At 72.0% G+C, this 14,100-nt stretch carries 11 protein-coding genes; 9 read left to right on the top strand and 2 right to left on the bottom strand.

From position 1 onward, the window contains the following. Window positions 1–15 precede the first annotated feature (15 nt). Entirely contained in the window at window positions 16–1,647 is a 1,632-nt protein-coding gene (locus RBJ65_RS29940; protein WP_306323578.1) for a penicillin-binding transpeptidase domain-containing protein, read from the bottom strand. 126 nt (window positions 1,648–1,773) lie between these two features. Beyond that, window positions 1,774–3,540, bottom strand: a complete 1,767-nt coding sequence (locus tag RBJ65_RS29935) for a dolichyl-phosphate-mannose--protein mannosyltransferase (protein ID WP_372341453.1) — start codon at window positions 3,538–3,540, stop codon at window positions 1,774–1,776. 63 nt (window positions 3,541–3,603) lie between these two features. Between RBJ65_RS29935 and rsmI the strand changes: the two genes are divergently transcribed. From rsmI to RBJ65_RS29890, 9 genes are all read left to right on the top strand, one after another. After that, entirely contained in the window at window positions 3,604–4,488 is an 885-nt protein-coding gene (gene rsmI / locus RBJ65_RS29930; protein WP_306323579.1) for a 16S rRNA (cytidine(1402)-2'-O)-methyltransferase, read from the top strand. A 198-nt stretch (window positions 4,489–4,686) separates the two neighbouring features. Next, window positions 4,687–5,127 (top strand): hypothetical protein, encoded by a 441-nt coding sequence (locus RBJ65_RS29925; protein WP_306323580.1) that lies wholly within the window; start codon window positions 4,687–4,689, stop codon window positions 5,125–5,127. Between the two features lie 24 nt (window positions 5,128–5,151). Next, window positions 5,152–6,030, top strand: coding sequence for a TatD family hydrolase (locus RBJ65_RS29920; RefSeq protein WP_306323581.1), 879 nt, complete (start codon window positions 5,152–5,154; stop codon window positions 6,028–6,030). A 191-nt stretch (window positions 6,031–6,221) separates the two neighbouring features. Next, on the top strand, window positions 6,222–7,523 hold the full coding sequence (locus RBJ65_RS29915) for a resuscitation-promoting factor (protein WP_306323614.1): 1,302 nt from the start codon (window positions 6,222–6,224) through the stop codon (window positions 7,521–7,523). A gap of 107 nt (window positions 7,524–7,630) precedes the next feature. After that, window positions 7,631–8,503, top strand: coding sequence for a 16S rRNA (adenine(1518)-N(6)/adenine(1519)-N(6))-dimethyltransferase RsmA (rsmA, locus tag RBJ65_RS29910; protein WP_306323582.1), 873 nt, complete (start codon window positions 7,631–7,633; stop codon window positions 8,501–8,503). Then, entirely contained in the window at window positions 8,500–9,387 is an 888-nt protein-coding gene (locus tag RBJ65_RS29905; protein WP_306323583.1) for a 4-(cytidine 5'-diphospho)-2-C-methyl-D-erythritol kinase, read from the top strand. The genes rsmA and RBJ65_RS29905 overlap by 4 nt, the downstream gene beginning before the upstream one ends. A 237-nt stretch (window positions 9,388–9,624) precedes the next feature. Beyond that, entirely contained in the window at window positions 9,625–11,430 is a 1,806-nt protein-coding gene (locus RBJ65_RS29900; protein WP_306323584.1) for an ABC-F family ATP-binding cassette domain-containing protein, read from the top strand. Window positions 11,431–11,514: 84 nt separating this feature from the next. Continuing rightward, window positions 11,515–13,167, top strand: a complete 1,653-nt coding sequence (locus RBJ65_RS29895) for a PQQ-binding-like beta-propeller repeat protein (RefSeq protein WP_306323585.1) — start codon at window positions 11,515–11,517, stop codon at window positions 13,165–13,167. A 234-nt stretch (window positions 13,168–13,401) separates the two neighbouring features. Further along, complete coding sequence (locus RBJ65_RS29890; RefSeq protein WP_306323586.1) at window positions 13,402–14,097, top strand: LuxR C-terminal-related transcriptional regulator; 696 nt, start codon at window positions 13,402–13,404, stop codon at window positions 14,095–14,097. Window positions 14,098–14,100 lie beyond the last annotated feature (3 nt).

The following is a 14,100-nucleotide window of genomic DNA, read 5'->3' as shown; positions in this document are numbered from 1 at the left end:
GTCCGTGTCCGCGTCCTACGACCCGGCCCGCAGCACCGCCGCGACGATCGGGCCCGCCGCGTCGCCGCCGTGCCCGCCGCGCGGCACCGTCGCCGCCGCCGTGACGTCGTCGCGGTAGCCCGCGAACCAGGAGTTGGCGTTGCCCTGGCCGTCGACGTCGGCGGAGCCGGTCTTCGCGCCCTTGTCGCCGGGGACGCCCGCCATGGCCTGGGCGGCGGTGCCGCTGGTCGCGGTCAGCCGCATCATCTGCTTGAGCTGGCCGGAGGTGCCGGGCCGCAGTCCCTGCGCCGTGGCGAGCTGCCGGTCGTCGAGATCGCGGGGGACGAGGACCGGCTGGTGGAAGGCGCCGGTGATGGCGGTCGCCGTGACGGACGCCATGTTCAGCGGGTTCATCTTGACCTGCCCGTGGCCGATCAGGGCCGCCGCGTCGTCGGAGTTGCCGGGCATCTCCACGGAGCCGTCGCGGGAGACGATCCCGGTCTTCCAGTCCTTGCCGAGCCCGAACCGGTCCTTGGCCTCGGCGGCGAACTCGGCCGCGCCCAGGTCGTCGGAGAGCTTGATGAAGGCGGTGTTGCAGGACCGCGCGAAGCTGTTGGCGAGCGTGGCGTTCTCGTCGGCCCGCAGGCCCTTGAGGTTGTGGAAGGTCTGGCTGAGCGCGACGGCGGAGTCCGGGCAGGGCGCCGGGCCGTTCGCCGAGGTGACGCCGTTGTCGATCAGCGCCGCCGCGCTGACGATCTTCATGACCGAGCCGGGGGCGTTGCCGCCCTGGAACGCCGCGTTGAACTCGCCCTTCTCTTGATTGGCGACCGCGAGGACTTCCCCCGTCGACGCCTTGACCGCGACCACCGACGACTCCGGGTACTTCCGCACGGCCTGCTCGGCGGCGGCCTGCGCGGTGGCGCTCAGTGTCGTACGCAGCTTGCCGGTCTTGCCCTTGGCGAGGGTGAGGAGCGTCTTCGCGGTGGTCGTGTCCCCGTTGGCGGTGGTCCGCTCCACGTACGTCTCGATGCCGGGCGAACCCCCGGCAAAGTCCCCGTACTTGGCGCGCAGCTGGTCCAGGACCGGGCCGAGGGACGGGTACGTGGCGTCGCTGAGCACGGCGCCGTCGCGGTCGACGGCCTCGATCGGCGGGGCGGCGGCCTTGCCGGTGACGAGGGTGTCGCCCTTCTTCAGCGCGGGGTGCACCACGGCCGGCGACCAGTCGACCAGCGCCCGTCCCGTGGTCTTCCCGCGGACGACCTTCAGCGAGGAGTCGTACGCCATCGTCCTCGTCTTCCCGCCGTACGACACGGTGGCCTTGACGTGGAAGGCGACCTTCGTGCCGTCCGCCTTCGTCGCCTTGAGCTCGGTGCGCGTGACGTGCGCCCGCTCGTGCCAGTCCTCCAGGACGCTCATCGCGTTCTCGGCGTAGTCCGTGAGCCGCGCCGCCTCCGCCGGATCGTTCTTCGCCCACGCCGCGAGGAACCGCTCCGCCGTGTCCTTCACCTCGTCGCCCGACGGCGGCCCCGACTTGTGCTCCGACCCGTGCGACGACACGGTGTTCCCGCCCGCGACCGCCGTGACGAGGTTGTACGCCCCGTACCCGGCGCCGCCCACCATGACGGTGAACACCCCGCCGACGACGGCGACCTTGACCCCCTTGCGCATGACGCGCCCCCCTCCCCAGGTTTACGTGAGGGACTGTAAGCACGCCGAGTGCCCAGGGGGCCGCGAGTTCCGCAGATGATGTCCGAAGGTGTCCGGATTGAGATCAGAAGGCTGACCGAATTCGACTCAGACCCAAGTGTCCAGCCACATCCGCGAACGCCAGGAGTCGATCGGAATGGCATCCCCCGTATAGATCGGCCAGAAATAGATGAAGTTCCAGGCGATCAGCAGCACAAGGGCGCCCGCGCCCGTCGCGCCGATCACCCTTCTCCGTTCCGACGAGCCCGGTTTGCCGATGATCGCGCCGAGCATCATCGCCATGGCGAGGCAGAGGAACGGGGCGAAGACGACCGCGTAGAAGTAGAAGATCGTCCGCTCCTGGTAGTTGAACCAGGGGAGGTAGCCCGCCGCGATGCCGGCGAGGATCGCGCCCGCCCGCCAGTCGCGGCGGAAGAACCAGCGCCACAGCACGAAGAGCAGCGCGAAGCAGGCCGCCCACCACAGCAGTGGCGTGCCGAGGGCGAGGACCTCGCGGGCGCACTTCTCGGTGGCGTCGGCGGGGCAGCCCTGGGCGCCCGGCTTCGGTGACTCGTAGAAGTACGAGACCGGGCGGCCGTCGACCATCCAGCTCCACGGGTTGGACTGGTAGGTGTGCGGCGACGTGAGCGTGGTGTTGAAGTTCCACACCTCGTGCTCGTAGTGCCACATGGAGCGCACCCAGTCCGGCAGCCAGGTCCAGCTGCCGCCCTTGCCGTCGGTGGCCGCCCAGTTGCGGAAGTAGCCGCCGGAGCCGTCGGCGGGGGAGAGGATCCAGCCGAGCCAGGACAGCACGTACGTGGCGATGGCGACGGGGACCGTCGAGACGAAGGCGGGGACGATGTCCCGCCGCAGGACCGCGCGGTACGGGCGTTCGGCGCCCGCCACCCGCCGCGAACCCACGTCCCACAGCACCGACATGAGCGCGAACGCTGCGAGGAAGATGAAGCCGTTCCACTTCGTGGCCGCCCCGAGCCCGAGGCAGAGCCCGGCGAGCAGCCGCCACGGCCGCCAGCCCAGGCGCAGCGTCTCGGCGATCCCGGCATCGGGGTGCGGCACTCCGTGCTCGTCCACCGGCAGCGCGGCCGCCAACTGCCCGCGCGTGCGCTCCCGGTCGAGCACCAGGCAGCAGAACGCCGCCACCACCCAGAACACCAGGATCGAGTCGAGCAGCGCGGTGCGGCTCATCACGTACGAGAGCCCGTCGACGGCGAGCAGCGCGCCCGCCAGGCAGCCGAGGAACGTGGAGCGGAAGATCCGCCGCCCGATCCGGCAGACCATCAGCACGCACAGCGTGCCGAGCACCGCCGTCATGAACCGCCAGCCGAACGGGTCGAACCCGAACAGCCACTCACCGATACCGATGACGTACTTCCCCACCGGCGGATGCACGACATACGAGGCGTCGTGCGGGATCGGTACGTGTCCGCCCGTGGCCAGGATCTTGTCGTTGGCGTCCTTGGGCCAGTTCACCTCGAAGCCGCGGTGGATGAGCGCCCACGCGTCCTTCGCGTAGTACGTCTCGTCGAATATCACCGCCTTCGGGCTGCCCAGGTTCCAGAACCTGGCGAGGCCCGCGACGAGCGTGACGAGCAGCGGCCCCACCCAGCCGACGATCCGCTCCGCCTGCGCGGCGCTGAACCGGCCGAGCCCGAACGACGCCCACAACCGCCCCCCGAGCGGCGGGAACGGCGGCACGAGGCGCGCCCGCACGTCACCGTCTCTCGCCGGCGCCCGGTATCCGAACCTGCGCAGCCCGCGCAGCCACGACGACTGCTGCGGCTCCGCGATGGCGGTGGCCTGCTCGGTCGGTGCGCTGGTCGGAGTCGCCCCGGACGACGACGCGGTACTGGTCACGCGCGCCATCGTAGGGAACCCGACTGTGCGAGTCCTGCCGCCCGCTCCTGCGAGACTGGAAACGTGACAGGAACCGCAGAATCCCCCGAGTCCACCGGAACCCTCGTGCTGGCAGGCACCCCGATCGGGGCGGTGTCGGACGCGCCGCCGCGCCTCGCCCAGGAGTTGGCCGCCGCCGACGTGGTCGCCGCCGAGGACACCCGGCGCATGAAGCGGCTCACGCAGGCGCTCGGGGTGCGGGTCGGCGGGCGTGTCGTGTCGTACTTCGAGGGCAACGAGGCGGCGCGTACGCCGGAGCTGGTCGAGGCGCTCGCCGGTGGGGCGCGGGTGCTGCTGGTGACGGACGCGGGGATGCCGTCGGTGTCCGATCCCGGGTACCGACTCGTCGCGGCGGCCGTGGAGAAGGACATCCGGGTCACGGCCGTGCCGGGCCCGTCGGCGGTCCTGACCGCGCTCGCGCTCTCCGGGCTGCCGGTCGACCGCTTCTGTTTCGAGGGTTTCCTGCCGCGCAAGGCGGGCGAGCGCCTGTCCCGCCTCAAGGAGGTCGCCGACGAGCGCCGCACCCTCGTCTACTTCGAGGCCCCGCACCGCCTCGACGACACCCTCGCCGCGATGGTCGAGGCCTTCGGCGAGGAGCGCCGCGCCGCCGTCTGCCGCGAGCTCACCAAGACGTACGAGGAAGTGAAGCGCGGCCCTCTGAAGGAACTCGCCGAATGGGCCGCCGACGGCGTACGCGGTGAGATCACCGTCGTCGTCGAGGGCGCCCCGGAGCAGCCTGCCGACGACCTCACCCCCGATGAGCTGGTACGCAGGGTCCAGGTGCGGGAGGAGGCGGGCGAGCGCCGCAAGGAGGCGATCGCCGCCGTGGCCGCCGCCGCGGGGCTGCCCAAGCGCGAGGTCTTCGATGCCGTCGTGGCGGCAAAGAATGCGGCTCGGACCGCCCCATAAGGACGTAAAGGACTAACCTGAAAAGCAAAGCGAAGACCGCGCGCCCGGGCCGTTTCGGCAGGGAAAGGCCAAATCGGATCCAATAGTCGACAGGGCTTTTGCGCTCGGCCCAGCGGAGGCGTCCACTGGTTGAAGGGGACGCACCCGTCCCCACGTTGCCGCAGAGCAGCGTTTGTCCAGCGGGCAAGAGGAGCTGGCATGAGCGAGTTCGCAGTCTCCAAGACAGCCATCGGTGCGCAGGCGCCCCCGGTCCCGAATCGCAGCGCGGCGATATCCATCGCCCACGAGTCGTATTCCTTCGCCTGCATGCGGTGCGGGCACGGCTGGGAGCAGTCCTACGAGATCGAGCACCACGTCGACGGGGACGGTGCGGAGTTCGTGATGTACGTGGTCAAGGGCGAGCGCGTGCCGTCGCCGCTGACCCGCCCCACCTGCGTGAACTGCGGGGGCCATGTCGTCCGCATCATGCGCGCGGGCCGGGTCTCCTCCGCCCGCGACGCGCTGCAGCACCACCGCACCCCGCAGGCCGGCCCGGTCGAGGTCCCGGAACCCGAGGCGGCCGAGCGCGAGGGGCACCACCACTGGCACCTGTCGGACCTCCTGCACCCCTTCAGCCACCACCACAAGCGGGACGCGTGAGCGCGGCTTCGTAGGATCGGGGGCATGAGCCCCAGCACCAAGGACGTCACCCCGCCGCCGCTGCCCGCCCCCCTGGAGATCGAGGTCGCCGACTCCCACACCCACCTGGACATGCAGGAGGGCACGGTGGAGGAGGGCCTCGCCAAGGCGGCGTCGGTGGGCGTGACCACGGTCGTGCAGGTGGGCTGCGACCTCGCGGGCTCCCGGTGGGCGGCCTCCGTGGCCGAGGAGCACGCGCGCGTGCACGCGACCGTCGCCCTGCACCCCAACGAGGCGCCGCGCATCGTGCACGGCGACCCCGACGGCTGGTCCCGGCAGGGCGCCCGGGAACCCCTCGGTGACGCGGGCCTCGACGAGGCGCTCGCCGAGATCGACCGGCTCGCCGCCCTCCCGCACGTGAAGGGCGTCGGCGAGACGGGCCTCGACTACTTCCGTACGGGACCCGAAGGCAAGGCCGCACAGGAGAAGTCGTTCCGCGCCCACATCGAGATCGCCAAGCGGCACGGCAAGGCGCTCGTCATCCACGACCGCGAGGCGCACGCCGATGTGCTACGCGTCCTGAAGGAAGCGGGCGCCCCCGAACGCACCGTCTTCCACTGCTACTCCGGCGACGCGGAGATGGCCCAAATCTGCGCGGAGAACGGCTACTTCATGTCGTTCGCGGGCAACGTGACGTTCAAGAACGCGCAGCCGCTGCGGGACGCGCTGGCCGTGGCGCCGCCGGAGCTCGTGCTCGTCGAGACGGACGCGCCCTTCCTGACCCCGGCGCCGTACCGCGGTCGGCCTAATGCCCCGTATCTCATTCCGGTCACGCTGCGGGCCATGGCCGAGGTCAAGGGCGTCACCGAGGAAGCGCTCGCGACGTCGGTCTCCGCCAACACCGCGCGCGCCTTCGATTACTGAGCGATAACGGTCGAGGCCGTTCGTGTCCGCTCAGCTTCGGGCAAAGTCGCAACGCTGAGTAGTCGTGGCACTTTGGAGGGTGACGGTCGCTCCGCTAGGTTCTGCTGGCCCGATCCGCCCCTTCCCTGGGGACCGGACACCTGGAGTGCCTGAGTGCCTGGAGCGTCGTCGTGAGCAATGCGCCGCAGGAGATGTACGAGCCGTACGGGACGACGTACGAGCCGTACGAGCCGTACGAGCAGGCTGCCTACGGCCCCGAGCCGTGGCTGCCGCGTCCGACGCCCACCGCCGACCCGCTTCCGGCCCCGGCGGCCCCGACGGCCCCAGCGGCTCCGGCCGCCCCGGGCAGTGGCCGGGCCGCCGCACGGCGGGCCGCCCGCCGCAAGAAGACGACCCAGCGGCCCGAGTCACTGCGCAGGCTGCTGCCGCAGGCGCTGGTCGTCGCGTTCCTCGCGGGCGGCACCTCCGCCTTCGTCGCCGACGACAAGGCGGTCCACCTCAGCGTCGACGGCAAGGAGCGCACCCTGCACACCTTCGCCGACGACGTCACCGAACTCCTCGCCGACGAGGGCGTGGACGTCGGCGAGCACGATGTCGTGGCGCCGGGGGAGGAGGCCGGCCTGGCGAGCGGCGACGAGGTCGCGGTCCGCTACGGACGGCCCGTCCGCCTCACCCTCGACGGGCAGCGCCGCGAGCTGTGGACGACGGCGCAGACCGTGCACGGCGCGCTCAAGCAGCTCGGGGTGCGGGCGGAGGGCGCCTACGTCTCCGCCTCGCGCTCGAAGCGGATCGCCCGGCACGGCCTCGCCCTCGACGTCCGCACCGAACGCAGCGTCACGATCATGGCGGACGGCAACCGCCGCACCATCCGCACGAACGCGGCGACCGTGCGCGAAGCCGTCGAGGACGCGGGCGTCACGCTGCGCGGCCAGGACACGACGTCGGCGCCGCAGCACAGCTTCCCGCGGGACGGGCAGGTGATCACGGTGATGCGGGTGACGGGCACGAAGGAGGTCCGCGAGGAGCCGATCCCGTACGCGACCGAGCGCACCCGGGACGACTCCCTCTTCCAGGGCACGGAGGTCGTGACGCGGGCCGGCGAGCCCGGCATGAAGCGGGTCACGTACTCGGTGCGGACGGTCAACGGGGTCAAGATGAAGCCGCGGCGCGTGCGGCAGGAAGTGGTGCGGGAGCCGCGCACGCAGGTGGTGAAGGTGGGCACGAAGCAGCTGCCGACGTCGGTGGCAGGGGCGGACTCCCTGAACTGGTCCGGGCTCGCGGCCTGCGAATCGGGCGGCCGCCCGGAGGCCACGGACGCGACCGGCACCTACGGCGGTCTCTACCAGTTCGACACTCACACGTGGCAGAGCCTCGGCGGCTCGGGCCGCCCCCAGGACGCGCCCGCGGAGGAGCAGACGTTCCGGGCGAAGAAGCTCTACGTGAGCAGGGGTGCGAGTCCGTGGCCGCACTGCGGGGCGCGCCTGGGCGGGTGAGCACATCAGGCCCCGCCGGCGATTGAGGCGCGGGGCCCGAGGCGGAGCCCCGCGACCGCAACCACGTCACAGGCAGCCCCCCGGCAGGGCCCGGCTACCCTTGAACGGTGAGCACCAGTGACCCCCAGGGCCCCCTCCTCGGCGCCGCGGACATCCGCGAACTCGCCGCGGCGCTGAACGTCCGGCCGACCAAGCAACGCGGCCAGAACTTCGTGATCGACGCCAACACCGTCCGCCGCATCGTCCGCACCGCGGAGGTGACCGAGGACGACACCGTCGTCGAGGTAGGCCCCGGGCTCGGCTCACTCACCCTCGCGCTGCTCGAAGTCGCCCGCCACGTCACGGCGGTGGAGATCGACGACGTACTGGCGGCGGCGCTCCCCGCGACGGTCGCGGCCCGCGTCCCCGCCAAGAAGGACGCCTTCGACCTCGTCAACATCGACGCGATGCAGGTGACGGAGGTGCCGGGCCCCGCGCCCACCGCGCTCGTCGCGAACCTCCCGTACAACGTCGCGGTCCCCGTCCTGCTGCACATGCTCGACACGTTCCCGACCATCGAGCGCACCCTCGTCATGGTGCAGGCCGAGGTCGCCGACCGGCTCGCCGCGGGTCCCGGATCCCGCGTGTACGGCGTCCCGTCGGTCAAGGCCAACTGGTACGCGGAGGTCAAGCTCGCGGGCCGGATCGGCCGCAACGTGTTCTGGCCGGCCCCGAACGTCGACTCCGGCCTCGTCTCCCTGGTCCGCCGCACCGAGCCGATCCCCACGACCGCGTCCAAGGAAGAGGTCTTCGCGGTCGTCGATGCCGCGTTCGCCCAGCGCCGCAAGACGCTGCGCGCCGCGCTCGCCGGGTGGGCGGGCTCCGCGCAGGCCGCGGAGGCGGCGCTCGTCGCGGCGGGCGTGTCCCCGCAGGCGCGCGGCGAGGCGCTGACCGTCCACGAGTTCGCCCGGATCGCCGAGCACAAGGAGGCCGCCGCGTGAGCGTGACGGTACGCGTCCCCGCCAAGGTCAACGTCCAGCTCGCGGTGGGCGGCGCCCGCCCCGACGGCTTCCACGACCTGGCGAACGTCTTCCTCGCGGTGGGCCTCTACGACGAGGTGACGGTGTCGGCGGCAGACTCCTTCGCGCTTACGTGCACCGGCCCCGGTGCCGACCAAGTGCCCCTGGACCGTACGAACTTGGCGGCGCGCGCGGCCATCGAACTGGGTCGTAGGTACGACGTCACGCCCGACGTACGTATCCACATCGCGAAGGACATCCCCGTGGCCGGGGGCATGGCGGGCGGCTCGGCGGACGCCGCCGGCGCCCTCGTCGCCTGCGACGCCCTCTGGGGCACGAACGCCCCCCGGTCCGAACTCCTCGACATCTGCGCCGAGTTGGGCAGCGACGTTCCCTTCAGCCTGGTCGGCGGCGCCGCGCTCGGTACGGGGCGCGGCGAGAAGCTCGAACCTCTCGACGTGGGCGGCGAGTTCTGGTGGGTCTTCGCGCTAGCGGACGGCGGCCTCTCCACGCCTGCCGTCTACCGGGAGTTCGACCGCCTCAGCCCCGAGGCGCCGGACCCCGTCGCGGACCCGGCCCTCCTGGAGGCGCTGCGCACGGGTGACGTGGCGGCCCTCGCGGCCACGGTCACGAACGACCTCCAGCCGGCGGCCCTCTCCCTCTTCCCGTCCCTGGCGCGGACCCTTGAGACCGGTACGTCGGCGGGGGCGCTGGCCGCGCTTGTCTCCGGCTCCGGCCCGACGACGGCGTTCCTCGCGGAGGACGAGGCGTCTGCGCGGAAGGTTGCGGCGGCGCTGACCGAGTCGGCGTCATGCCGCACCGCCCGCGTGGCCCCGTCCCCGGCCCCCGGCGCCACCGCCCTCTGACCGTTCCCGCCGCACCGGCCCCAAAGACCGGGGCTCCGCCCCGCACCCCGCTGCTCAAACGCCGCAGGGGCTTGATCGGCCCGCCAAAATCCAGCCCCGCCGGCGTTTGAGGCGCGGGGTCCGGGGCGGAGCCCCGTGGCGTGGGAGGACGAGGGCCGCGCCCAAAGGCACACCCGCACCCCTACTACGCTGGAAGACCGGCCCACCCCCGTGGCCCACCCCCCGGAGCGGAGCGAAATGGCAGTCAATCTGGTCAACGTCGAAAACGTCTCGAAGGTCTACGGCACCCGTGCCCTCCTCGACGGCGTCTCCCTCGGCGTACAAGAAGGCGACCGGATCGGCGTCGTCGGCCGCAACGGCGACGGCAAGACCACCCTCATCCGCATGCTCGCCAAGCTCGAAGAGGCCGACACCGGCCGCGTCACCCACAGCGGCGGCCTGCACCTCGGCGTCCTCACCCAGCACGACTCCCTCGACCCCGAGGCCACCGTCCGCCACGAGGTCATCGGCGACATGGCCGACCACGAGTGGGCGGGCAGCGCCAAGATCCGCGACGTACTGACGGGCCTCTTCGGCGGCCTCGACCTTCCCGGCTTCCCGCAGGGACTCGACACCGTCATCGGCCCGCTCTCCGGCGGCGAGCGGCGCCGTATCGCCCTCGCCAAGCTTCTCATCGCCGAGCAGGACCTGATCGTCCTCGACGAGCCGACCAACCACCTCGACGTCGAGGGCATCTCCTGGCTCGCCGCCCACCTCCGCGCCCGCCGCTCCGCGCTCGTCTGCGTCACCCACGACCGCTGGTTCCTGGACCAGGTCTGCACCCGCATGTGGGACGTGCAGAAGGGCGACGTCTACGAATACGAAGGCGGTTACTCGGACTACGTCTTCGCCCGCGCCGAGCGCGAACGCATCGCCGCCACCGAAGAGGCCAAGCGCCAGAACCTCGTCCGCAAGGAACTCGCCTGGCTGCGCCGCGGCGCCCCCGCCCGCACGTCGAAGCCCCGCTTCCGCGTCGAGGCGGCCAACGAACTGATCGCCGACGTCCCCGAGCCCCGCGACAAGAGCGAACTGATGAAGTTCGCCAACGCCCGCCTCGGCAAGACGGTCTTCGACCTTGAGGACGTGACGGTCACGGCCGGGCCGAAGACCCTCCTCAAGCACCTCACCTGGCAGCTCGGCCCCGGCGACCGCGTCGGCCTGGTCGGCGTGAACGGCGCGGGCAAGACGTCGCTGCTGCGCGCCCTGGAGCAGGCCGCCCGCAGCGAGGGCGACGTACAGCCCGCCGCGGGGAAGATCGCCGTCGGCAAGACGGTCCGGCTCGCGTACCTCTCGCAGGACGTCACCGAACTCCCGGCCACCCTCCGGGTGTTGGAGGCCGTCCAGCAGGTCCGCGACCGCGTCGACCTCGGCAAGGGCCGCGAGATGACCGCGGGCCAGCTGTGCGAGCAGTTCGGCTTCGCGAAGGACAAGCAGTGGACGCCGGTCGGCGACCTGTCCGGTGGCGAGCGCCGCCGCCTCCAGCTGCTGCGCCTCCTCATGGACGAGCCGAACGTCCTCTTCCTCGACGAGCCGACGAACGACCTCGACATCGAGACCCTGACCCAGCTGGAGGACCTGCTCGACGGCTGGCCGGGCTCCATGGTCGTGATCTCCCACGACCGGTTCTTCCTGGAGCGCACCACCGACAAGACCTTCGCCCTGCTCGGCGACGCCACGCTGCGGATGCTGCCGCGCGGTATCGACGAGTACCTGGAGCGCAGGCAGCGGATGGTCGAGGCCGCGGCCCCCGCGCCCGCCCCGGCCGCCGCCGCCGAGAAGTCCGGCCCTTCGGCCGCCGACACCCGCGCCGCCAAGAAGGAACTCCAGAAGGTCGAGCGGCAGATGGACAAGATCTCCGAGAAGGAGGGCAAGCTCCACACGCAGATCGCCGACAACGCCACCGACTTCGAGAAGGTCGCGAAGCTGGACGCGGAGCTGCGCGAACTGGTCGCCCAGCGCGAGGAGTTGGAGATGCGCTGGCTGGAGCTGGCCGAGGACGCCTGACGGCGCGGGCGGCGCCGGTGTGTCGGGTGATAGAAAGGGCCGCTGATACGTCAGCAAGGTCAGCAGGAACTGGGGGGAGCGCTGATGACTCAGCCGCCCAACTGGCCGCCGCGCGGCGGATTCGACCGGCACATCCCGCTCCCGCCCGAGCAGCCGCCGACCCCTGTGCAGGGACCGCCCCAGCAGCAACCCGCTGACGACGGCGACGGCCGGCCCGGCGCCTTCGGCGGCACCGGCACTGGCACCGGCACCAGTTCCGGCAGCGGCACCAGTTCCGGCACCGGCACCGGCGCGAAGCTCTCCCCGCGCTCGCCCCTCGTCCTCATCGCCGCGGGCGTCGTCGCCCTGGCCCTCGTCGTCGGCGGCGTCACCTACCTCTCGACGTCCGGCGGCGACGACCCCGGCGCGGGCGCGGCAGGCCCCGCCGACGGCGACAAGAGCGACGGCATCGACGGCCCGGCGGCGGAGCGCCCGCCCGCCGACCCCGCGGCCCGCCCCTCGCTGCGGCTGCCCGCGCCGAAGGTGGCGAAGCGGCAGGTGGACAGCGTCCGCGGGTCCTGGCTGATCGACGGGACGTACGCCAAGGCGGGCGTGAACCAGATCGCCGGTTACGACGCCGCGACCGGCAGGAAGACCTGGACGCTCCCGCTGTCGGGGCAGACCTGCGCGGGCACGGCGGGCGTCACCGACGACGGGCTCGCGGCCGTGGTCAGCGAGGCCGGCAAGCGCGCCAAGAACCACCGGCCCCGGCCGTGCACCCAGATCACGGTCTTCGACGTCAACACGGGGGACAAGCTCTGGACGAAGACCGTCCGCCAGGGCACCAAGGACCGGCGCTTCGAGGAGCTCTCCCTCTCCGGCAACACCCTCGCCGCGGGCGGCGGCTTCGACGGCGGCGCCGCCTTCGACATCAAGTCCGGCCGCATCCTCTGGCAGCCCGACACCGGGGCCTGCGAGGACGTCGGATACCGGGGCGGCGCGCGCCTCGTGGCCGTCCGCAAGTGCGGCGCGTACGGCAAGGAGACGTACGACGTGCAGCTCCTGGACCCGACGACGGGCGGGCCCAAGTGGTCCTACAAGCTCCCCGCCGGTTCCGCCGACGTGAAGGTGCTCTCCACCAGGCCCGTCGTCTTCGGCGTCGGGACAGGGCACGACGCGGCGCGCACGATCAACGACATCCTCACCGTGGACGACAACGGAAAACTGACGTCCAAGATCGCCATCGACCACAAGAAGTACGACTTCACCTGCGAGGTCGGCAAGACGGAGGGCTGCGCGAAGCTCACGGTCGGCAACGGCCGCGTCTACCTCGCGACCCGCCAGCACGCCGTCTCCGGACGCTCCAAGTCCGCCGCCCGCACCTCCGGTACGACCAACGAGATCGTGTCGTACTCCCTGGAGACGGGAAAGCCGACCGGCGACCGCGTCGAGGGCGGCGACCACGACATCTTCCCGCTGCGCATGGACGGCGGACACCTCCTGGCGTTCAAGACGGGCGCGTACGACAAGGGCAGCGAGGTGGCCACGATCGACCCGCGCACCATGAAGCAGCGCACGCTCCTGGAGACCCCGGCGACGGCGACCGTACGGAACGCGATCAGCGGCATGGCGCCGGGCGAGGCGGGCGCCGAACTCCACTACGCCAAGGGCAACTTGTTCATCGGCCGGTCCGTGATCGGCGCCCCGTACGCGGACGACGGCGCGCGGTACACGGCGCTCGGCTTCACCACCGATTGAACACGCTCCGCTACGCTCCCCGGCGCTCGCTCCGTGCTCCCGTACGCCCAAACGTCCCTCAATGCACTGGATTTCAGCATTCAGGGCCGCTTCTGGCCGGTAGGGGGCGCGCAACCTCGAACAAGCGTGTAGCTTCCGGGAGATGAAGAAGGACGGGGAGTCGGGGGGCTCGCCTGTCCTTGGGGGGCCCGGGGGTTCGCGGGGACGCCCGGGGTGGATTGGGGGGTTGGCCCGATGGGAGTGCGGCTGATGGTGGTCGACGACCACCGACTGCTCGCCGAGGCGTTGGCCTCGGCCCTCAAGCTGCGCGGGCACCGGGTGCTCGCGGCGGCCGCACCGGCGGCCGGGGCGGCGGAACTCGTCATCTCGCGCGCGCCGGAGGTCTGCCTCCTGGGCACCGCGACTCCGGCGGAACCGGGCACCTTCGACCCGGTCGTCCGCATCAAACGCGAACGCCCGCAAGTGGCGGTGGTGGTCCTCGGCCCGGTGCCCTCGCCGCGCGGCATCGCGTCCGCCTTCGCGGCGGGCGCCTCCGGCTACGTACGGCACGACGAACGCATAGAGGGTGTGGAACGCGCCCTGATGAAGGCGCGGGCGGGCGAGGCGGCGGTCGCCCCGGCGTTGTTGCAGGGCGCCTTCGGCGAACTCCTGAACCCTGCCGCCCAACCCGACGACGAGGGCCAACGCCTCCTCCAGATGCTGACGCCCCGCGAGGTCGAGGTCCTGGTCAGAGTCGCCGACGGCGAGGACACCCGCCTCATCGCGGCGGGCATGGGCATCGCCCCGTCCACGGCGCGTACGCACGTCCAGCGCGTCCTGATGAAGCTCGGCGTCGGCTCCCGCCTGGAGGCGGCGGCGCTGGCCGCGCGCACGGGTCTTTTGGACCGGGCGGGTCCGGTGGCCACGCCGTCACCCCCGGAGGGCTCCTGACGA

Source organism: Streptomyces sp. KL109B (assembly GCF_030766935.1).
GTDB lineage: Bacteria > Actinomycetota > Actinomycetes > Streptomycetales > Streptomycetaceae > Streptomyces.
Note: the sequence above shows the minus strand (reverse complement) of the source record. Positions and strands in the feature narration are given on the sequence as shown.